This window comes from Streptosporangium sp. NPDC049078 (genome assembly GCF_040648855.1).
In the GTDB taxonomy this organism is placed as follows: Bacteria; Actinomycetota; Actinomycetes; order Streptosporangiales; family Streptosporangiaceae; genus Streptosporangium.
On sequence record NZ_JBEZEL010000016.1, the window covers coordinates 250,258 to 270,030 of the forward strand.

The window sequence follows — 19,773 nt, forward strand, 5'->3', positions numbered from 1 at the left end:
CTGGAATCATGAGAACTCTGGACGTGGGTTGGGTCACCTGCGCCGCCTCCCCCGAGTGCGCCGGATCCGCGCGGCAACCATACGGACGGTGCCTGGCACATCTGGACACCGCCGAGCTCGACGAGGTCACCCACGGCCTCTCCCCCGGTTCCGCCGTCGACCTGCGGGCCACCGTCGTCGGCAGGGATCTGCTGGAGCGGATCCTCACCGCCACCCGAGGTCGCCTGGGCCGGGCCCGGTTCGACTGGGCGACCTTTCCCGAGAGCGTACGGTTCGGCGACATCACGTTCGGCGGGGACGTCTCCTTCGACCACGCCCACTTCCGGCGTCTCGCCTCGTTCTTCAACGCCCGTTTCGCACGCAACGCCTCCTTCAGGGAGGCGAGGTTCGACCGGGGGTTGTCCCTGCACGGTGTCGCCGTCACCGGGCACGCGGCCTTCGACCGGGTCTCCATCGACGGTGACGCCCTGTTCGGGGCCGCCCTCTTCGACCGGACCGCGTCCTTCGAGTGCGCCGACTTCCATGGCTTCGTCACCTTCGACGGCACCGGCTTCGCGGGCGACGCGACCCTGCGAGGATGCAGGTTCCGCCGTACGGTGTCCTTCCGCAAGACGAGCTTCGGCGGGCTGGCCGGGTTCGACGGCGCGCGTTTCTCCGCGGGCGGCTACCTGGCCCCGATCTCGGTCGGCCGCCACCTCACCCTCGCCGGGGCGTGGGCGGGCAAGGGGCTCGACGTGACCACGGGCGGGTGCTCGGTGGACCTGCGGCGCCTGGAGGTGGGCGGGCGGTTGAACGTCCGGCTCGACGACGCCGAGGCCGACCTGGAGGGGGCGACCCTGCGCGGCCCCGCCACGGTGCGGGGCCGGGACGGCGCCAGGGTGACCTCGCTGCACGAGGTGGACGCCGAGGAGCTGGAACTCGCCGACCTGGATCTCAGCACCTGCCTCTTCACCGGCATCCGCCATCCGGAAGGACTCAGGATGAGCGGCTGCGCGCTCGCCGTCGTCCCGCGCGGGACGCGCTGGTGGTCCCTGTGGCGCTCCCCCGACCACGGGTGAGAGCTTTTCGCGCGGCCGGACGGCCCACCGGGGTCCGGCCGCGCGAGCCTGCGACCGGACCGGAAGAGGGCAGACCGTGGCAGGCCCGGGAGAGAGCCGGCCCAGTCAAAAGGTCAGGCAGGTGGCCTCTCCCCGGCCTCCCCCGCCAGGTCGGGGCGCGACGCGGAGGAGAGTCGCGGCGGTCAGGAGGTCGTGAGGGTGATCTCTCCCGGCCCGGTTCCCGTCAGGAAGGCCGTGACGTCCTCCGCGAACCGCCCGCTGCGGAAGGCTCCCAGGTGGCCGAGGCCCGGATAGGTGATCAGGCGGCCGTCACGGACCCCCTCGGCGGTCCGCCTGAAGAGTTCGACCGGGTAGTCCAGGTCTCTCTCGCCGCCGATGACCAGGGTGGGGGCGGCGACGTCGGCGAGACGGCCGGTCAGATCGAACCTCTCCTCGGCGCGGGCGAAGGCGAGCATGTCGCGAGGGTCGTCGGGGCGCGCCAGCGGGTCCAGCAGCCACAGCAGCGCCCCGGCGAGGGCCTGTCCCGCGGGCGAGGCGGCGGCCGTGACCGCCTGGTGCTGCAGGCCGCGCCGCCCGGCGGCGACCGCCTCGGTGTAACGGCGCTGGAGCCGCCGGACGCGTGGCGTGAGCCTGCAGGCCGCCCCCGCCACGACCAACGTGCGGACCACGTCCGGCCGGTCGGCCGCCATTTGCAGCGCCACCGAACCTCCCGACGACAGGCCCATCACGTCGACGGGTCCGCCGAACCGCGCGTGCAGGGCATCGGCGTGCAGGGCGGCGATGTCGGCCATGGTGGTTCCCTCGGCCATGCCGGGGGCGCGGCCGACGGCGTACAGCCGGAAGCGGCGGGCCAGCGGGGCCAGCACCCGCAGTTCCAGGCCGCGCGCCAGTCCGGTCGGGTTGGCGTGTGCGGGGGTGAACCAGCGCAGCACGACGAGCGGCGCGCCATCGCCGAGGGCGTAGTACGGCAGGCCGCCCGCCAGCGTGCCCTCACGCACCTCAAGATCCTTGATCCTCACGACGAGCCCCTCCCTCCCACCGGTGCCGCTGGGTTCGAGCGTATTCGCAGGTGGGCGTGGGCCGCCTCGGGGTCTTCTCAGGGGCCTCCCCGATGCGCGGGTTCCGGACGGGAGACCAGGATGGGAGACGCGTACCCTGGATGGAAATCGGGCGACTGGAGAGCACATGGCAGGCACCGGGGTCATCGAGGATTACGTGACCGGGCTCAGCCGCACTCTCAGGGGTCCTCGGAGACCGAAGCTCGACATGATCGCCGAGGCGCGCGACAGCCTGCTCGACACCGCCGAGGCGCTGGAGGGCGAGGGCCTGAGGCGTGAGGAGGCCGAGCGGGCCGCGGTCGAGGAGTTCGGGACGATCCGCGAGATCGCGCCCGGCTACCAGGAGGAGCTGTCCAACTCGGCGGGCCGGAGGCTCGCGGCCCTGCTGTTCGTCACCGTGCCGCTCACCACGGTCATGTGGAGCGTGATCTGGAAGATCTTTCCCGCCGCCCCGGCGTACGAGACCATGCCTGACTGGTTCGTCCCGGTCGCCCGTGGCGTGGACCTGCTCCAGATGCTCACCGGCGTGATCGGCGGGGTCGCGCTGTTCGCGCTGGGCAGAGGGCTGCGCAGGATCAGGCGGCCCCGGCTCGTCACCCGGGCCCTGGCCGTGTTCGTCTGGGCCATGCTGCCGGTCATGCTCGTGCTGTGCGGGGCGCTGATGTTCGGCTCACGCGACTCGGCCGGGTTCGGCGACTATCCGCCGGGGATCGTCGCGTCGCTGATGAGCTACGTGTTCTGGCTCGCACAGCTGTACTGCGCCTCCCGTTGCCTGAGTGTCACCCGGCGCGGCCCCGTCCCCGTGACCGCCTGAGGGCGGCTCGGGAGGGCGTCAGCGGGTGGTGCGCGGTTCCAGGACGCTGCCGATCACCCCGGCGAACTCCCGCCAGGCGGAGCGCTCGCCGGCGAGGGCCGTACGCCCCGGCGAGGTGAGCCGGTAGGTGCGCCGCTTGCGCCCGCCCACCGTGGCCCACTCACTGGCCAGGTATCCGGCCTGCTCCAGCCGCCGCAGCGCCGGGTAGACCGTGCCCGTCGGCACGTTCAGCGCGCCACCGCTGCGCGCCTGGAGCGCCTCGATGATCGCGTAGCCGTGCAGCGGCTCGTGCTCCAGCACGGAGAGCAGCAGGGCGTCCATGTGACCGCGGAGCGCGTCGGTGTTCATCCGGTCGCCTCCGCCCACCGGGCGGATCCCGTCTCACCGCACCCGGCGGTTCGTTCACTTCGCTGGCTCACGTCGTCAGCCTACCTCTCGTATAGGCATGCTACATGTAGGCCTTCTACATGTAGCATGCCTATAGGTAGACAGACATAACAATGGAGGTGAGACCGTGGACGTGCTCGACCTGGCCCGGACGCAGTTCGCCGTGACAGGAAGCCTCCACTTCCTGTTCGTCGTGCTGACCCTGGGCCTGGCCCCCCTGATCGCGATCATGCACACCCGCTACGCCGTCACCGGAAAGCCGGTCCACGAAAGGGCGACCCGCTTCTGGGGCCAGATCTACGTGATCAACTACGCGCTCGGCATCCTCACCGGACTGGTGATGGAGTTCCAGTTCGGCATGAACTGGAGCGGCCTCTCGCACTACGCGGGAGACGTCTTCGGCGCGCCGCTCGCGATCGAGACGCTCGTCGCGTTCTTCCTGGAGTCCACCTTCCTCGGGCTGTGGATCTTCGGCTGGCACCGGCTACCGAAATGGCTCCACGTGGCGTGCATCTGGGTGGTGACGCTGACCGCCTACGCCTCCGCCTTCTGGATCATGGTGGCCAACTCGTTCCTGCAGAACCCGGCGGGAGCCGTGGAAGGGGACGGCCACCTCGTCCTGACCGACTTCGGCGCGCTGCTCACCAACCCGACGCTCACCATGGCGCTGCCGCACGTACTCGGCGCGGGCCTGTGGACCGGCGGTTTCGTGCTGATGGGGGCGAGCGCGTACCAGCTGTTCCGGCGCACCGCCGAGCGGGAGTTCTTCACGAGTTCGCTCCGCACCGGAGTGATCACCTCGCTCGTCGGCTCGCTGATCACGGTCGGCTTCGGCTACGCCCAGTTCGGCCCGCTCTCCCTGTTCCAGCCGGACAAGTTCGACAACGGGGGGCCGGCCGCGTGGGCGCTCGGCCTCATGATCGCGATCGGCCAGCTGCTCCAGTTCTTCGTCATGCTGGTGCTGGCGCCGACCGTGTACTGGCTGCCGCGCTGGCGCTGGGCACACCCCCTGCTGATCGCGATCACCCCGCTGCCGTTCGTGGCGGCGATCCTGGGCTGGCTGGCGCGGGAGTCCGGCAGGCAGCCCTGGATGATCAACGGCAGGCTGACCGTCGCCGACGCCATGTCCCCCGGCCTCACCTCCCAGATGGTCAGCGTCTCGCTCATCGCCTTCGGCGGTGTGCTCGCCCTGCTCGCGGTGATCGACTACGTGCTGATCGTCCGCACCGTACGGCGCGGACCCGCCGCCACCACCCTCGGCGCGGACGCACCGGCCGACCCCACCGAGCGCGCGCACGCGCTCAGCCACTAGGGAGACAGACCGTGGACATCCTCTGGCTCGGCGTGTTCGCCCTACTGCTGATCGGCTACTTCGCCCTGGAGGGCTTCGACATCGGCCTGGGCATGCTGTTGCCCGTACTCGGCAGGACGAGGAGGGACCGGGACGAGATCGTCGCCGCCATGGCGCCGTTCGTCCTGGCCAACGAGGTGTGGCTGGTGGCCGTGGCGGGCGTGCTGTTCGGCGTCTTCCCCTCGATCGAGGGAGACGTGCTGTTCGGCCTCTACCCGCTGGTGGTCTCCCTGCTGGTGTCGTGGATCGTGCGCGACGCCGGGCTCTGGTTCCGCCGCCGCGCCGACGGGGGCGCGTGGCGGACGACCTGGGACTGGGCGATCGTCGCCGGCTCGTACGGTCTCGCGCTGAGCTGGGGCATGGCCCTGGTCGCGGTGGCCGGCGGCCTGACGGGGTCCCCGATCAGCCTGCCGGGACTGGTCGGCGCTCTGGTGGTCGCCGCGCTGCTCGCCTTCCACGGCTGGACGTTCGCCTCGTGGCGGCTGCCCGGACAGGTGACCGGCGCGCGCCGCACCGGACGGGCGCTCCTGCTCTCCGCGGGCGCCGCCGCGGCGCCCGTCGCGGTGCTGCTCGCCGTACTCGCCCCCTGGCTGCTCGACCGTACGGCGCCCGCCGGGACGCTGAGTGTGTTGAGTGTCATGATTCTGCCCTTCGCGCCGGTCATGGTGGCTGCGCAAGTATGGGTATGGCGGACGTTCGGTCCCGGGCGCGCCGCCTCCGATCGGGTTCCTTCGTTCTTCTGAGCTCTCTAGGGTTGGCATGCACAAGGATCTTGTACGGCTGGCACTGGGCGAGCGGGCCGTCCGCCGCCACCTGGCCCTGTGCCTGGCCGCCGCCGTCCTGACCGGGCTGCTCGTCCTCGTCCAGGCGGAACTGCTCGCCGGGGTGCTGTCCGGACGGTTCGCGGCCCAGGCCCTGATCCTGCTGGCGCTCGTCGTCGGCGTCCGGGCGCTGCTCACCCTGGGGCAGGGAGTCGCCGCCGGGCGCATGACCACCGGGGTGAAGTCCGCCCTGCGGCACCGCCTGCTGGCGCGGCTGCGGGATCTGGGTCCCGTCAGGCCCGCCTCGCAGCGCTCGGGCGAGTTGGTGACCCTGACCGGCCGGGGCCTGGACGCCCTCGACCCCTACCTGTCGGGCTACCTGCCGGCGGTGGCGGTCGCGGGTGTCGTGCCGATCGCGGTGCTCGTCCGGCTGTTCACCGCCGACCTGGCCAGTGCGGTGATCGTACTGGTCACACTGCCGCTCATCCCGATCTTCGGGGCACTGGTCGGCATGCACACCAAGGCCGTGACGGAGCGCCAGTGGAAGGCCCTGTCCCGCCTCGGCGGGCACTTCCTGGACGTGGTCAGGGGCCTTCCCACGCTGCGGGCCTTCGGCAGGGCCCGCTACCAGGCCGAGGTGATCCGGCGGGTGGCCGACGCCCATCGGGCCGCGACGATGCGCACGCTGCGGGTGGCGTTCCTGTCCTCGCTCGTCCTTGAGCTGGCCGCGTCCCTGTCGCTCGCCCTGGTCGCCGTCCCGGTGGGCCTGCGGCTGCTTTCCGGCTCCCTGGACCTGTCGACCGCGCTGCTGGTCCTGCTCCTGGCGCCGGAGGCGTACCTGCCGCTGCGCACCATGGGCGGCAGGTTCCACGCGGCGATGGAGGGCGTCGCCGCCGCCGACGAGGCGTTCGCCGTCCTCGACGGCGAGGCGGGAGCCCCGAGGGCGACGGGGGCCGCGGGAGCCTCGGCGATCCCGGCGGTCCCGGCGGTCCCGGCGGTCCCGGCGGTGGGGCCCGCGCGCGGCGGGCGGGCGGGAACGCGTCCGGCGGAGGAATCCCCGCCGGAGGCGCGGTCCGGAGCGGGGAGGGCGCCGGAGATCCGGCTGGAGCATGTCACGGTGCGCTACCCCGACCGCGAGGAGGCCGCGCTGCGGGACGTGTCGCTGGTGATCGCCCCCGGCGAGCGGGTGGCCCTGGTCGGCGAGAGCGGTGCGGGCAAGAGCACCCTGCTCCACCTGCTGCTCGGCTTCGTCACCCCCACCGAGGGCCGGGTGCTCGTCGACGGCGCCGAGATCGGCGACCACGACCCCTGGCGGGCGCGCCTGGCGTTCGTCCCCCAGCGCCCGCACCTCTTCGCCACCTCGGTGGCCGACAACATCAGGCTCGGTGCCCCCGGTGCGACGATCGAGGAGGTCGGGGTCGCGGCGCGGGCCGCGCAGGCGGAGGAGTTCATCCTGGCGCTGCCCGAGGGCTACCACACGGTGCTCGGCGAGCGCGGGACGAACCTGTCGGCCGGGCAGCGGCAGCGGGTCGCGCTCGCCCGCGCGTTCTGCCGCCCGGAGGCCGACCTGCTCCTGCTGGACGAGCCGACCGCGCGGCTCGACGGCCGCAGCGAGGGCGCGGTCGTGAACGCGACCCGCGAGCTCGCCGAGGGCCGCACCGCCGTGATCGTCGCCCACCGGCCCGCGATGATCGACCTGGCCGACCGGGTGATCCGGATCGCCGACGGCCGGGTGGTGGCCGGGGAGAGACCTCCGGCGGGGACACGAGAGGAGGTCTCCCCGTGACCGATGTCAGCCAGATCCCGACGGGCCGGACGGACGGGGAGCGGACGGAGGCGCGACCGGTGGACCGGGCGGGCGGACGACCGGTGGGCCGGTCCGGCGGGCGGCTCGCCCTCGCCGCGGCCGCGGGGGCGGCGGCCGAGCTGGCCGGGCTCGGGCTGATCGGGTCCGCCGCGTGGCTCATCACCAGGGCCGCCGAGCAGCCGCCGCTCGCGGCGCTGAGCGTGGCGATCGTCGGGGTCAGGGCGTTCGCGACGACCAAGGGCGTCTTCCGCTACGGGGAGCGGCTGGCCGGTCACGACGTGGCGCTGCGGGCCCAGGCGACGACCAGGGAGCGGCTCTACCGGGCGCTCATCCCCACAGGATCGCCGAAGCAGCGGGGGGCCGACCTGCTCAGCCGCATGGTCGACGACACCGACGCGGTACAGGACCTGCTCGTACGCTGCCTGCTGCCGGCGCTGGCGGCGCTGGTCACCGGCGTGGCCGCGGTGGTGATCGGCCTGTTCCTGCTCCCGGTGGCGGCATTGGCGCTCCTCGCCGGGCTGCTGGTGGCCGGGGTGCTGATCCCGGCGGGCACGGCCGCCGCCGCGCGGCGCTGGTCGGCGCGGATCGCCCCGGCACGGGCCGACCTGGCCGCCCGGGTCGCCGATCTGGTGCACGGGGCCGCCGACCTCGCCGCCTACGGGGCGGACGAGCGGGCACTCGCCGCCGCCGCCGAGACCGACGCCCGGCTGGCGGCGCTGGAGCGCAGGCAGGCGCGGGCGAACGCGGTGGCCTCGGCCCTGGGCATGCTCACCCAGGGACTGACCGTGACGGCCGTCGTGCTGCTGGCGGGAAGCTCGGGGGCGGGTTCGGTGACCACCGCGGTGCTCGCGCTGGTCTCGCTGGTGTCCTTCGAGCCGGTACTGCCGATGGCCGCGGCCGGGGAGCGGCTGACCGGGGTGCTCGCCGCCCTGCGCCGCCTGCGGGAGGTGGGCGCGACCCCGCCGGCGGTGACCGAGCCGTCCGTCCCGCTCCCTGTCCCCGGCGGGCCGCCGACCGTCGAGATCGAGAACCTGGTGGTCCGGCACGACACCGGCCTCGCCCCCGCCCTGGACGGCGTCAGCCTCACCCTCACCCCCGGCAGGCGCGTCGCCCTGGTCGGCCCCAGCGGTGCCGGCAAGAGCAGCCTGCTGTCGGCCCTGATGCGCCTGGTCGAACCCGAGTCGGGGACGATCAGGGTCGGCGGGGTGGACGTCCGGGAGCTCGCCTCCGACGACGTGCGGCGGGTGATGACCGGGCTGACGCAGGATCCGTACGTGTTCCAGACCTCGCTGAGGGACAACCTGCGGCTCGCGGGCCCGGAGGCCGGTGAGGAGGAGCTGGCCGAGGCGGTGCGGCGGGCACGCCTGGACCGGTGGGTGGAGCGCACCGGCTGGGACGCGACGCTCGGGGAGGACGGGCGTACGGTGTCCGGTGGCCAGTTGCAGCGGCTGGCGCTGGCGCGGGCGCTGCTGCACGACCCGCCGGTGCTGCTGCTCGACGAGCCCGCCGAGGCCCTGGACGAGACGACGGCGGACGCGCTCATGGCCGACCTCCTGGACGCCACCCACGGCCACACGACGCTGCTCGTCACGCACCGGCTGCGCGGGCTGGAGCGGGTGGACGAGATCGTCGTACTGGAGAACGGGTCGGTGACGCAGCGGGGCACCCACCGGGAGCTGGTCTCCTCTCCCGGCTACTACCGTGACCTGTGGCGCTCGGAGGCGCTCACCGCCGGCCGGTGACGCCTGCTCACCCGCCGCCCGTCCCTCCTCTCCGGCCGGAGCGAAACCAGTGATCTTGGTCGATTGGACGAACAATTCACCATTCTTAGGAAAAACAGCCGAATTACATCTCCCTCAACCTGTCGTACCGTCGCGGTAACCACGCAGGAGGGCTGGCCCGTGTCCGTTGAGCTCCACCACCGCGCCGTCGTCGCGGACACCCACAACGATCTGCTGATGGCGGTCACCGCGCGTCCGCCGGACCGCTGGGCGTCGTTCTTCGTGCGCGAGGTGCTGCGGGAGGTGACTCCCCCGTGCTGCGAGCAGGACTACGGCGCCGATCCCTTCGCGGCCCTGCCGGGACTGTCGGGACTGTCGGGACTGTCGGGCACCAGCGGGCTGCCCCTGGTCACCGACGCCCTGCTCAAGCACGGCTTCGCCGACGAGGAGATCACGAAGATCATCGGCGGCAACGTACACCGCCTGTTCCGCGCCGAGTTGGGACGAGCACGATGAACCTGGACGTCATGCTCGAGGACCTGGAGGAGCTCGTCGCGTGCGAGTCGTTCTCCGCCGACCACGAGGCGGTGGCCCGTAGCGCCCGGGTGGTCGCCGACCAGGGGTTCAGGAGGCTCGGCGCACGCGCCGAGACGATCGTGATCGACGGGGTCACCCACCTGCGGTGGACCTTCGGCACACCTCGGGTCCTGCTGGTCGGCCACCACGACACGGTCTGGCCGCTCGGGACGCTCGCCGAACGCCCCTGGTCGGTGAGCGGCGGGATCGCCCGGGGCCCCGGGGTGTTCGACATGAAGGCCGGGCTGGTGCAGGCGTTTCACGCACTCGCCGCGCTGCCCTCGCCGGACGGGGTGTGCGTTCTGGTCACCGGCGACGAGGAGGTCGGTTCACCGTCCTCACGCGCGCTGATCGAGGAGTCGGCACGCGGCCTCGCGGCCGCGTTCGTGCTGGAGGCGAGCGCCGACGGCGGAGCGCTCAAGACGGCACGCAAGGGAACGTCGCTCTACGAGCTCGTGGTGCGCGGAACGGCCTCGCACGCAGGCCTGGAACCGGAGAAGGGGGTGAACGCGGGGATCGAGCTGGCCCACCAGATCCTCGCCGTCACCGGGATCGCCGACCGGGTGAACGGTGCTCCCCATGCCGTGACGACGGCGGAGACGCCGCCCGCCGCGACGCGCGGGCTGCCCCTGCTCCACGATCCGCGGCCGGGCTCCACGACACCGGGGACGCCATCCGGCGGGCCCGGCGGCCTGGGCCGGACCACCGTCACGCCCACGGTGCTGTCGGCGGGGACCACGGTCAACACCGTGCCCGCGCTGGCCCGCCTGTCGGTGGACGTGCGGGTGCCCACACTCGCCGCGCAGGAGCGGGTGGACGAGCTGATGAGGGCACTGTCCCCCCGGCTCGCCGGAACCCGGCTGGAGGTGACGGGCGGCCCGAACCGCCCTCCCCTGGAGGAGGCCTCGTCGGCCGGACTGTTCGCCGTCGCCCAGCGGATCGCCGACGGCCTCGGGCTCGCCCCGCTCATCGGTGTCGGAGTGGGCGGAGCCTCCGACGGCAACTACACCGCCGGAGCCGGCTGTCCCACCCTCGACGGGCTGGGCGCGGTGGGCGGCGGCGCCCACGCCGACGGTGAGCACGTGGTCGTGGCCGAGATGCCCGGCCGTACGGCGCTGCTGGCCGGCCTGCTCCGGGCGACACTCGGATGAACGGCGTGATACTGCGCGAGCTGCGCTCCATCGAGGAGATGGAGGAGGTCTTCCGGCTGTTCGACGGCATCTGGCACCCCGATCCCGGCGGGGAGCCCATCACCGTCGAGCTGATGCGGGCGCTGTCACACGCGGGCAACTACGTCACCGGCGCCTACCAGGGCGATCGGCTGGTGGGCGCCTCGGTCGGCTTCCTCGCCGCCCCGGCCGGGCAGGTGCTGCACTCGCACGTCACCGGCGCCGCCGTCGGGCGCGGCATCGGATTCGCGCTCAAGTCGCACCAGCGCCGCTGGGCACTCGACCGGGGCCTGGAGCGCATCACCTGGACCTACGATCCGCTGGTGCGCCGCAACGCCCACTTCAACCTGGTCAAGCTCGGTGCCCGTCCCGAGGAGTACCTGCCGTCCTTCTACGGCGTGATGGAGGACGCGATCAACGCGGGCGACGAGTCCGACCGGATGCTCACCGTCTGGCGGCTGACCGAGCCGCAGGTGCTCGCCGCCGTACGAGGCGAGCCGGACCGGCCGAAGATCCCGTCGGACGCGGTGACCGCACTGGCCGAACGCGACGGCCGACCGGTCCCGGGAAGAACCGACGCCCGGACGCTGCTGGTCGCGATACCGGCCGACATCGAGGCGCTGCGCCGCACCGATCCCGGCGCGGCCACGTCATGGCGCCACGCCGTACGCGACGTGCTCGGCTCACTGATGGGAGAAGGCGCCCGGGTGACCGGGTTCACCACCAAGGGCGACTACCTCGTGGAAAGGGCGCCCGGGTGACCGGGTTCACCACCAAGGGCGATTGCCTCGTGGAGCTGACCGGGTTCATCGCGAGGGCCGCCACCCGGTGGAGGTGCGCCGCTGAGTGTCCCGATCTGCGAGGCTCGTGGCGGAGGCTCCGGAGACGTCCGGCGAGGCGCGCGGAGAAGGACGCGGCGCGAGCCGCGCGACAATCGTGGAACGGGTCGCCTGACCGGCGGCGCTAGAGGAGGGAGACGCGGCGGAGGCCGCACATCGTCATGAAGATCACTGGAATCGAACTGCGGCGGATCAGAATGCCGCTGGTCGCCCCCTTCCGCACCTCGTTCGGCACCGAGACCGAACGCGACGTCCTGCTGCTGCGCGTCGTCACCCCCGACGCCGAGGGCTGGGGCGAGTGCGTGGCCATGTCCGACCCGCTCTACTCCTCCGAATACGTCGACGGCGCCGCCGACGTCCTGCGCCGTTTCCTCATCCCCGCCCTGCCCGCCCACGTCGACGCCCACGGCGTGAACCGCGCCCTGCGCCCTTTCAAGGGCCATCGCATGGCCAAGGCGGCCCTGGAGACCGCCGTCCTGGACGCCGGGCTCCGCACCTCCGGCGAGTCCTTCGCCTCCTTCCTCGGCGCGGAGGCCGACCGTGTGCCCTGCGGAGTGTCGGTCGGCATCATGGACTCCGTCCCCCGGCTCCTCGACGCCGTCGCCGGCTACCTCGACGAGGGCTACGCGCGGATCAAACTGAAGATCGAACCCGGCTGGGACCTCGCCCCCGTCCGCGCCGTCCGCGAACGCTTCGGCGACGACCTTCTCCTGCAGGTCGACGCCAACGCCGCCTACACCCTCGCCGACGCCCCCCACCTGGCCAGGCTCGACGACTTCGGCCTGCTGCTCATCGAGCAGCCCCTCGCGAACGACGACATGGTCCAGCACGCCCGGCTCGCCACGAAGATCACCACTCCCATCTGCCTGGACGAGTCCATCGAGTCGGCCGAGCACGCGGCCGCCGCCATCACCCTGGGCGCCTGCTCGATCATCAACGTCAAGCCCGGCCGCGTCGGCGGCTACCTCGAGGCGCGGCGCATCCACGACCTCGCCCGCGCCCACGGCGTCGCCCTGTGGTGCGGCGGCATGCTGGAGACCGGGATCGGCCGCGCGGCCAACCTCGCCCTCGCCGCGATGCCCGGCTTCACGCTGCCCGGCGACACCTCCGCCTCGCGCCGCTACTACGCCACCGACATCACCGCCCCCTTCGAGCTGGACGAAGGGCACCTGGAGGTCCCCACCGGGCCCGGCATCGGTGTCGCCCCCGTCCCCGCGATCCTGGACGAGGTCACCGTCTCCACCGAATGGATCACCGTCTGAAGCGTTCCCCACCTCGGCGAGAACCCAGATGGAGCCGGTCGCGGCCGGCTCCCTTCCGCCCCTTCCGCGGCGCGGCCGGTTTCCGCTTCGTGCTATCGCCCGAAGAGCCGCATCTGGAGCATCACGGTGAGCCGTGCGTCGGGATCGGCCAGGTCCAGGCCACTGATCTCGACGAGTCGCTTCAAGCGGTAGCGGAAGGTGTTGGCGTGCACGTGCACCCTCGCCGAGGCGGCGTTGACGTCGCCGAACGCGTCCAGGTAGGCCCGCAGGGTGGCGACCAGTTCGCTGCCGTGCTCGGCGTCGTGCCTCACGAGCCGCTGGTAGGGCCCGGTGGGAACCTGCTCCTCGGCCTCGACGAGGTCCGACAGCCGCAGCAGCAGCGCCTCGAAGTGCACCCCCGTGTAGCCCACGACCGCGCCGGACGCCTCGCGGGCACGCAGCACCCGCAGCGCCCGGTCGGCGTCGACCCGGGACCTGGCCACCTCGGCCAGGTTGCCCGCGAGGCGTCCCACGCCGATGTTGGCCGCGTGCCGGGGGCCGACCCGGGCGAGGAAGCTCTCGGCGACCCGCACGGCCCGTGACTCCTCGTCGCCTCCGGCGTGCAGCGGCAGTATGGCGTAGGCCACCGAGCCGACCAGCGCGGCGGCGGCCTTGGGATGGATCGCCCCGACATGCAGGGCGAGCGCGTCGCAGAATCGCTGCCTGTCGCTCTCCCTGTGCGCGGCGTCGGTGTGGGATCCGCCGCTGAGCTGGGCCGCGAGCACGCACAGCCGTCCGCTCGCGACACCGAGCCGCCCGGCGGCCTCCGCCGCGTCCCGGCCGCCGGCCAGCACGGTGGAGAGCAGGTCGGCGCGGAGCCGCCGCCTGGTGTCGGCTCCGGCCCGCTGCCGGAGCAGTTGCAGCGCGACGATCTTGGCGGCGTCGGCGAGGGCGCGCTGCCGCTGCTCGCTCAGCGGTTCCCGCACCGCGGCCCAGATGGAGCCGAGGATCTCGTCCCCGGACCTGACGGCCATCGCCGCCCGGTTGATGCTGTCGCCGCTCAGCTCCATGTAGATCGGCTCGCGGCTCTGGTAGAGCCGGCGGAAGAATCCGCGATCCTCCAGCATCCGCTGGTAGCGTTCCGGCACCTGGCGGCCGAGCACGGTCGCCACCCTGCCCGGATCGGCCTCGTCCTGCCGCCCGGAGTACGCCAGCACCCGCGACGACCGGTCCTCGATGGTGACCGGCGCGTCCAGAAGCGCGCACACCGCGTTGGCCAGCGCGAACAGGTCGTCCGGCGGATCCTCCCCCGGTTCCGCGAAGTCGCCCTCGGCCAGCAGGGAACGCAGCAGCGCGGCCACCTGCGCCCACGAGGCGGCACGGGTGAGGCCCAGCACCGCCACCCCGGTTTCCAGGACCTTCGCCCGGACGAGCTCGTCGACGTCCACCGGTTGCTTGACGACCACACCCGCCGCCGGGCCCGCCTCGTCGAGCAGGGCGCAGATCCGCTCGGCGCGGTCGACCCCGACGGCGAGCAGGAGACCTCCCTCGGGGAGCAGGAGCTCGTCGAGAGGGTCGTAGATGTGCACGCCGGTGACCTCGGCGTCGAGCTCCCCGGGGGAGACCGCCACCTCCAGCACCGTGCTGCCCAGATCCTCCAGGATCCGCTGCAGGCTCGCCCGCGGCTGGCTGGTCATCCACTCACGGTAACGGACATACAGCGATATTGTTCTCTGTCCGCACCATCGGATGCCTCACGCAGTGATGACCTTCTCCGCGCCGTCGGCGACGGCGAACTCCGGCAGGTATTCGCGGACCGGCCGGTCCAGCTCGATCAGCCCTTCGTCGACGAGCTGCATCACCAGGGCCGCGGTCCAGACCTTGGTGGTGGAACCGACCTGGAAGACGCTGTCGGCCGTGGTCCGTACGCCGGTGTTCCTGTTCACCACCCCGGTGGCGGCCTCCACGAGTTCGCCGCCCGCCCAGATCGCGAGCGCCGCACCGGGCACGCCGTGCCGCCGCGCCGCCGCGTCGAGGCGCTCTCGCAGGTTCTCGGACATCCCGGCTCCTCAGGCGATCTTGGGCGTGGCACGCACACCCAGGTGGATGTACGGCGAGCCGTCGGGGAGTTCGTAGAACACCGCCGACAGCCACTGCGGCTCTCCTTCGGGACGGCCGACGAAGGTGACGTCGTCCACCGCGACGAGACCGAACTCCATGGGCTGCTTCAGCCCGGCGAGGGCTCCGGTGGCCTCGATGTGCAGCGAGAGCCCGCCGTCGCGGACCGTGAGCGTCATCCGGCTGCCCGCCCGCTCGTACACGCCGGCGTACCGCTCGACGTCGGTCTCGAACGGCACGGCCGGCGGTCCCAGCACGGGCGGCACGGCCAGGCCGAGCAGTTCGTCGAAGAGTTCGGTGGCGAGGGCGTGGTGGAACGCGGCGGTGTGGCCGCCGTTCGCCAGCACGCACACCACGGTCTCGCTGTCGGGTACGGCCCAGAGCATGGCCGCCTGGCCGATGGTGTTGCCGCCGTGGGAGATGATCCGCTGCCCCTGCCACTCGTCCAGGATCCAGCCCAGCCCCCACTGCCTCCCCAGGGTGTACGGGTTGGGGATGTCGACCTGCGGCTCCCACATCGCCCGCGGGTCGGCGAGCAGGCCGGTGCCCAGGTGCGCGCGGGCGAAGGCCACGACGTCGGCGGGACGCGCGCAGATCAAACCCGCCGGGCCGCAGGAGCGCATCAGGCCCCAGACGGGGGCGGGTGCGCCGTCGATGTGGCCCATCGCGCCGCGGAAGCGCAGCACGTCCTCCGGCAGGGTCCAGGTGTGGGTCAGGCCGAGCGGCTCGATGATCTGCTCGCGCAGCGCGGCGTCCCACACCTTGCCGGTGAGACGTTCGACGACGCGCCCGGCGATGACGAACCCCGAGTTGCAGTACGACTGGGTGGCGCCCAGGGGGTGGTTCTGCGCGAGGTCCGCGCAGGCCTCGACGTACTTCTCGACGCAGTCGTCGCCGCGGCCGGTGTCGAGGAAGAGGTCCCCGTCGATGCCGGAGGTGTGCGAGAGCAGGTGCCGGATGGTGACGGTCTTGGTCACCTCGGGGTCGGCGACCCGGAACTCCGGCAGGACCTCGGCGACCGGGGTGTCGAGCGTGAGCGCGCCCCGCTCGACGAGGAGCATGATCTGGGTGGCGGTCCAGACCTTGGTGACCGAGCCGATCTGGAAGAGCGAGTCGGTGGTCGCCTCCACCCCGGTCTCCACGTTGAGCACGCCCGCGGCGAACTCGTGCACCTCCCCCTCGTGCAGGAAGGCCAGGCCCGCGCCGGGTACCTCGTACTCGGTGATCAGCTCGGCGAGACGGGCGTGCCAGCGACCGGGATCCGCTGCTCCAGCCATTCGACGATCCTTTCTTCGTGGTCCACCCGAAGGCGAGGCATGTCCGAACGTTAAGCCCACCCGGGCTGCGCTTCTTCGGCCTTCACGACGAACCGGGCCCGATCCGTTGTGTCGTTCTCCAACCGCCTCGCGGGAGCGCCCGTTCTCCGGCCCCGCGCGAGGGGCGCCTCCGGCGAGGGCTCGAGACCAGCGGGACCCGGCGACGGCCCACGGCCCACGGCCCACGGCCCACGGCCCACGGCGAGGATGTGCCGTGAACGACGAAAACGGATGTGCCGCCGGAGCCGTGGTGGCTCCGGCGGCACATCCGTCGGGGAACCTTACTCGCCGGTCTTCTCCGCGAGGGTCACCGTGACGCTGTGGGGCTGCCCGTCCCGGACGTAGGTGATGCTCACCTGCTGGCCGGGCTTGAAGCCGCGGACGGCTCCGACCACGGTGGCGGCCTCGTCCACCGCCGTGTCGTTGATCTTGGTGATCAGATCGCCCTGCTGGATGCCCGCCTTGGCCGCGGGGCTTCCCTCGGTGACCTGGCCGACCAGGGCTCCGCCCGCGTCCCCGGTGGCGTCGGTCATGCTCACGCCCAGGAAGGCGTGGGAGACCTTGCCGCTCTCGATGAGCTGCTGGGCGACCTGGTTGGCGGTGGTGATGGGAATCGCGAAGCCGACGCCGATGCTGCCCTCCCCGCCGTTGGTGGCGATGGCGGTGTTGATGCCCACCACCTGGCCGGCCGCGTTGACCAGCGCACCTCCCGAGTTGCCGGGGTTGATCGCCGCGTCGGTCTGGATGGCGCCGCCGATGGTGGTGCCCGCGCTGCCGCTCTGCTGCTGCCTGCCCCAGCCGGGCGGGAGCTGCTGCCGGCCCTGGTCGCCGCCGACGGTCAGGGTACGGTTCAGCGCGCTGACGATACCGGCGGTGACCGAGCCGGACAGGCCGAGCGGGCTGCCGATCGCGAGGACGGAGTCACCGACCTTCAGCCGGTCGCTGTCGCCGAGCGATGCCTTGGTCAGGCCGGAGACCCCCTCCGCCTTGATGACCGCGAGGTCGGTGGCCGGGTCGGTACCGACGATCTTCGCGGTGGCGGACTTCCCGTCGCTGAACTTGACGGTCACCTGGCTGCCCGGACCCCCCTGGCCTCCGGCCTCCACCACGTGGTTGTTGGTCAGGATCAGTCCGTCCTCCGACAGCACCACCCCGGACCCCTCGCCCCCGCCGGCGGCGGTCCTGATCTCGATCGACACCACGGAGGGCTGGACGGCCTGGGCGATGTCGGCGACCGTGGTCACGTTGCCGACCTGGCTCACCACCGGGCCGGCCGACGAGACCTGGGCGACGGCGCCGCCGTTGAGACTCGTCGCGGCGAAGGCCCCCGCGACCCCACCTCCGACGGCCATGGCCGCCAGAGCGAGACCGGCGCCTACCTTCTGCCCGACGCTGAGTCTTCCTCGCTGCGGGGGGACCGCCCCCGATCCCCCGTACCCTCCGGCTCCTACCGGCGCCTCGGCGGCGAGCTGTTCCGGCACCGGGTGGATCAGCGTCGGCTGCGGTCCGGTGTCGGCGTCGGCGCGGTAGGCGCCGACGCGTGGCGGCACCTTGCCGAACTGGGTCCAGCCGTCGTTCCCGGGGGTCGCCTCGGCCGGTGTGCCCTGCTGCTCATTCCTGTTCGGGTCCATGTCTTCCCCCAAGTCCTACATCCCCCACGATTCGACGGGGCGGAGGCCGGTACTCACCGGTTAGGGAAAACAATGCCCGACCGCACGTAAGACCAGGTTAAGAGCCTGATCGCGTCGAGCGGGATCCTCTGACAACGGCTTTATCCGCCGTGCTCAGCGGGCACCCCGCGGCCCGGAGACCAACGTGAAGATCTTTTCCAGACTCGGCGCGCGGACGGGGATGCCGAGGACCACCCGCCTCTCCGGCCGGGAAATGCGGCGATCACCCGTGAGGACACCACCGGCATTTCGCCTCGCTCTCTTGTTCTCAGCCCATCTCAGCTCCATACTCAAATATGATTATTAATCACCATGACTGTGGTGGCTAGTCGATGGCCTTGCGACACGCGGTGCTGGCCGCGCTGCTGGACGGCGAGTACAGCGGTTACCAACTGACCAAGATCTTCGATGTGGGGGTCTCCAACTTCTGGTACGCCGCCCCCCAGCAGCTCTACGCCGAGCTGGCCAAGCTGGAGTCCGACGCTCTGGTGACGGGCCGCGAGGTCGTGCAACGAGGACGTCCCAACAAGCGGGTGTTCACCGTGACCGAGGCCGGGATGAGCGAGCTCGCCGCCTTCGCCGCGAGCCCGGTCAAGCCCCTGCTCATCCGCGACGACCTGGCCGTGAAGGTCCACGCGTCCGACCTGCTCGACCCCGAGATTCTGATCGCCCAGCTCCACGAGCGCGCGGAGGCGGCGGCGGCCAAGCTCGCGCTGTTCGGCAAGATGCTGGTGCGCCTGCGCGGCGACATGGACGAGGAGTCTTTCCTGCGCGAGGGGGAGCGTGTCGGCCCGTACCTCACCTGCCTGGGAGGGCTCCGGCTGGAGCGGGAGATGCGCGACTGGTGCCTGCAGACCGCCAGGACGCTGGGTGAACGCGCCGTACACAACGAGGGAAAGCCGACGTGAAGACCTACCACCGCTACGTCGCGCTCGGCGACAGCCAGACCGAGGGCCTCGGCGACGGCGACGACGTGAGCGGGTACCGCGGCTGGGCCGACCGGCTCGCCGAGCACCTGGCCGCCGCCAACCCGGACCTGCTCTACGCCAACCTCGCCGTACGCGGCCGCCAGGCCGCCCGGATCCGCGACGAGCAACTGCCGGTCGCCCTGGAACTGCGCCCCGACCTGGCCACGGTCGTGGCCGGCATGAACGACGTCATCCGGCCCGGATACCGGGCCGCCGAGGTCGCCGGTGCCCTGGAGGACATGTTCGCGGGCCTGACCGCCATCGGGGCGCACGTGGTCACCGCGACCTTCCCCGACATCACCAGGGTCGCGCCGCTCACCCGCCCGCTCCTGCCCAGGGTGGTCGACCTCAACGAGCGCATTCGCGAGGCCGCCGCCCGCCACGGCGTCACCGTGGTCGACATGTACCCGCTCGCGTTCGTCACGGATGCCCGGATGTGGCACGAGGACCGCCTGCACATCAGTTCCGTGGGGCACGCCAGGCTCGCCGCCGCCATGGCGCAGGCCCTGAGCCTTCCGGGTAGCGATTCCACCTGGATGTCTCCGCTCCCCGCGCTGCCCGTCCCCGCCGCCTGGCGGACCGCGGCGACGGAGCTGCGCTGGCTGGTCACCTTCGCCAGGCCGTGGATCGGCCGTCGTCTGCGTGGCCGATCCTCGGGTGACGGCCGCACGGCCAAGCGTCCCCTTCTCGCTCCACCGGCGATGAACGATCAGCCGATGCCCGGCAGATCGGGCATCGGCTGATCGACGAGCTCGCCCCGCGGGTTCGGCGGGAGGTGCCCGTACACGACCGGGCCGCGATCTCACGGACGAGATCGCACCTTTCTCGGGCGCCAACCCCATGCCCAGCCGCACCGCACCGGTCGTGCCACCGCCCCGGCGCACCACCTTGCCCTCCAGCATCACCTGCCCGGAGAAAC

General features: G+C 72.3%; 18 protein-coding genes. 12 read left to right on the top strand and 6 right to left on the bottom strand.

Annotated features, from left to right (window positions below; translation table 11 throughout):
- Positions 1 to 8 precede the first annotated feature (8 nt).
- Positions 9 to 1,058 (top strand): pentapeptide repeat-containing protein, encoded by a 1,050-nt coding sequence (locus tag AB0B90_RS27535; RefSeq protein ID WP_350943634.1) that lies wholly within the window; start codon positions 9 to 11, stop codon positions 1,056 to 1,058.
- Between the two features lie 182 nt (positions 1,059 to 1,240).
- On the opposite strand, the gene AB0B90_RS27540 is transcribed toward AB0B90_RS27535, so the two are convergent.
- Positions 1,241 to 2,077, bottom strand: a complete 837-nt coding sequence (locus tag AB0B90_RS27540) for an alpha/beta hydrolase (RefSeq protein ID WP_362925543.1) — start codon at positions 2,075 to 2,077, stop codon at positions 1,241 to 1,243.
- A 166-nt stretch (positions 2,078 to 2,243) separates the two neighbouring features.
- Between AB0B90_RS27540 and AB0B90_RS27545 the strand changes: the two genes are divergently transcribed.
- Positions 2,244 to 2,930 carry a permease prefix domain 1-containing protein gene (locus tag AB0B90_RS27545; protein ID WP_362925545.1) on the top strand — a complete coding sequence of 229 codons (687 nt, stop codon included), beginning with the start codon at positions 2,244 to 2,246 and terminating at the stop codon, positions 2,928 to 2,930.
- Between the two features lie 18 nt (positions 2,931 to 2,948).
- On the opposite strand, the gene AB0B90_RS27550 is transcribed toward AB0B90_RS27545, so the two are convergent.
- Entirely contained in the window at positions 2,949 to 3,278 is a 330-nt protein-coding gene (locus tag AB0B90_RS27550; RefSeq protein WP_362925547.1) for a helix-turn-helix transcriptional regulator, read from the bottom strand.
- Between the two features lie 166 nt (positions 3,279 to 3,444).
- Here AB0B90_RS27550 and AB0B90_RS27555 point away from each other — a divergent pair, with 166 nt between their 5' ends.
- The 8 genes from AB0B90_RS27555 to menC all read left to right on the top strand — a co-directional run bounded on the left by AB0B90_RS27555 (position 3,445) and on the right by menC (position 12,803).
- The gene (locus AB0B90_RS27555) at positions 3,445 to 4,629 is read left to right on the top strand and encodes a cytochrome ubiquinol oxidase subunit I (RefSeq protein ID WP_350943638.1); all 1,185 of its coding nucleotides are present in this window, start codon (positions 3,445 to 3,447) and stop codon (positions 4,627 to 4,629) included.
- A gap of 11 nt (positions 4,630 to 4,640) precedes the next feature.
- Positions 4,641 to 5,411: a cytochrome d ubiquinol oxidase subunit II gene (locus tag AB0B90_RS27560; protein ID WP_350943640.1), complete on the top strand. Its 771-nt coding sequence runs from the start codon at positions 4,641 to 4,643 to the stop codon at positions 5,409 to 5,411.
- Between the two features lie 16 nt (positions 5,412 to 5,427).
- Positions 5,428 to 7,215: a thiol reductant ABC exporter subunit CydD gene (gene cydD / locus AB0B90_RS27565; RefSeq protein ID WP_362925550.1), complete on the top strand. Its 1,788-nt coding sequence runs from the start codon at positions 5,428 to 5,430 to the stop codon at positions 7,213 to 7,215.
- A complete protein-coding gene (cydC, locus tag AB0B90_RS27570; protein WP_350943643.1) occupies positions 7,212 to 8,978 on the top strand; it encodes a thiol reductant ABC exporter subunit CydC in 1,767 nt (588 codons plus the stop codon). Before cydD ends, cydC begins: the two co-directional genes overlap by 4 nt.
- A gap of 159 nt (positions 8,979 to 9,137) precedes the next feature.
- The gene (locus tag AB0B90_RS27575) at positions 9,138 to 9,473 is read left to right on the top strand and encodes a hypothetical protein (protein ID WP_362925553.1); all 336 of its coding nucleotides are present in this window, start codon (positions 9,138 to 9,140) and stop codon (positions 9,471 to 9,473) included.
- A complete protein-coding gene (locus AB0B90_RS27580; RefSeq protein ID WP_350943646.1) occupies positions 9,470 to 10,684 on the top strand; it encodes a M20 family metallopeptidase in 1,215 nt (404 codons plus the stop codon). The genes AB0B90_RS27575 and AB0B90_RS27580 overlap by 4 nt, the downstream gene beginning before the upstream one ends.
- Positions 10,681 to 11,463 (top strand): GNAT family N-acetyltransferase, encoded by a 783-nt coding sequence (locus AB0B90_RS27585; protein ID WP_362925555.1) that lies wholly within the window; start codon positions 10,681 to 10,683, stop codon positions 11,461 to 11,463. Before AB0B90_RS27580 ends, AB0B90_RS27585 begins: the two co-directional genes overlap by 4 nt.
- A gap of 239 nt (positions 11,464 to 11,702) precedes the next feature.
- Positions 11,703 to 12,803 (top strand): o-succinylbenzoate synthase, encoded by a 1,101-nt coding sequence (gene menC, locus AB0B90_RS27590; RefSeq protein ID WP_350943649.1) that lies wholly within the window; start codon positions 11,703 to 11,705, stop codon positions 12,801 to 12,803.
- A 92-nt stretch (positions 12,804 to 12,895) separates the two neighbouring features.
- On the opposite strand, the gene AB0B90_RS27595 is transcribed toward menC, so the two are convergent.
- The 4 genes from AB0B90_RS27595 to AB0B90_RS27610 form a co-directional block, all read right to left on the bottom strand.
- Positions 12,896 to 14,479: a helix-turn-helix domain-containing protein gene (locus AB0B90_RS27595; RefSeq protein WP_362925558.1), complete on the bottom strand. Its 1,584-nt coding sequence runs from the start codon at positions 14,477 to 14,479 to the stop codon at positions 12,896 to 12,898.
- 57 nt (positions 14,480 to 14,536) lie between these two features.
- The gene (locus AB0B90_RS27600; protein WP_362925560.1) at positions 14,537 to 14,842 is read right to left on the bottom strand and encodes a serine hydrolase domain-containing protein; all 306 of its coding nucleotides are present in this window, start codon (positions 14,840 to 14,842) and stop codon (positions 14,537 to 14,539) included.
- Positions 14,843 to 14,851: 9 nt separating this feature from the next.
- Complete coding sequence (locus tag AB0B90_RS27605) at positions 14,852 to 16,177, bottom strand: serine hydrolase (protein ID WP_362925562.1); 1,326 nt, start codon at positions 16,175 to 16,177, stop codon at positions 14,852 to 14,854.
- Between the two features lie 320 nt (positions 16,178 to 16,497).
- A complete protein-coding gene (locus AB0B90_RS27610) occupies positions 16,498 to 17,847 on the bottom strand; it encodes a trypsin-like peptidase domain-containing protein (RefSeq protein ID WP_350943656.1) in 1,350 nt (449 codons plus the stop codon).
- A gap of 371 nt (positions 17,848 to 18,218) precedes the next feature.
- Here AB0B90_RS27610 and AB0B90_RS27615 point away from each other — a divergent pair, with 371 nt between their 5' ends.
- Together AB0B90_RS27615 and AB0B90_RS27620 are read left to right on the top strand one after the other, a co-directional pair.
- Positions 18,219 to 18,794, top strand: a complete 576-nt coding sequence (locus AB0B90_RS27615; protein ID WP_362925564.1) for a PadR family transcriptional regulator — start codon at positions 18,219 to 18,221, stop codon at positions 18,792 to 18,794.
- The gene (locus tag AB0B90_RS27620) at positions 18,791 to 19,597 is read left to right on the top strand and encodes an SGNH/GDSL hydrolase family protein (RefSeq protein ID WP_362925566.1); all 807 of its coding nucleotides are present in this window, start codon (positions 18,791 to 18,793) and stop codon (positions 19,595 to 19,597) included. The genes AB0B90_RS27615 and AB0B90_RS27620 overlap by 4 nt, the downstream gene beginning before the upstream one ends.
- Positions 19,598 to 19,773: the final 176 nt, after the last annotated feature.

Bases quoted from the DNA above. Each gene is read 5' to 3' on its own strand.
- AB0B90_RS27580 (WP_350943646.1), top strand. From the start codon at position 9,470: ATGAACCTGGACGTCATGCTCGAGGACCTGGAGGAGCTCGTCGCGTGC.
- AB0B90_RS27550 (WP_362925547.1), bottom strand. From the start codon at position 3,278: ATGAACACCGACGCGCTCCGCGGTCACATGGACGCCCTGCTGCTCTCC.
- AB0B90_RS27600 (WP_362925560.1), bottom strand. From the start codon at position 14,842: ATGTCCGAGAACCTGCGAGAGCGCCTCGACGCGGCGGCGCGGCGGCAC.
- AB0B90_RS27595 (WP_362925558.1), bottom strand. From the start codon at position 14,479: ATGACCAGCCAGCCGCGGGCGAGCCTGCAGCGGATCCTGGAGGATCTG.
- AB0B90_RS27610 (WP_350943656.1), bottom strand. From the start codon at position 17,847: ATGGACCCGAACAGGAATGAGCAGCAGGGCACACCGGCCGAGGCGACC.
- AB0B90_RS27585 (WP_362925555.1), top strand. From the start codon at position 10,681: ATGAACGGCGTGATACTGCGCGAGCTGCGCTCCATCGAGGAGATGGAG.
- AB0B90_RS27605 (WP_362925562.1), bottom strand. From the start codon at position 16,177: ATGGCTGGAGCAGCGGATCCCGGTCGCTGGCACGCCCGTCTCGCCGAG.
- AB0B90_RS27535 (WP_350943634.1), top strand. From the start codon at position 9: ATGAGAACTCTGGACGTGGGTTGGGTCACCTGCGCCGCCTCCCCCGAG.
- AB0B90_RS27545 (WP_362925545.1), top strand. From the start codon at position 2,244: ATGGCAGGCACCGGGGTCATCGAGGATTACGTGACCGGGCTCAGCCGC.
- cydD (WP_362925550.1), top strand. From the start codon at position 5,428: ATGCACAAGGATCTTGTACGGCTGGCACTGGGCGAGCGGGCCGTCCGC.
- AB0B90_RS27615 (WP_362925564.1), top strand. From the start codon at position 18,219: ATGGCCTTGCGACACGCGGTGCTGGCCGCGCTGCTGGACGGCGAGTAC.
- menC (WP_350943649.1), top strand. From the start codon at position 11,703: ATGAAGATCACTGGAATCGAACTGCGGCGGATCAGAATGCCGCTGGTC.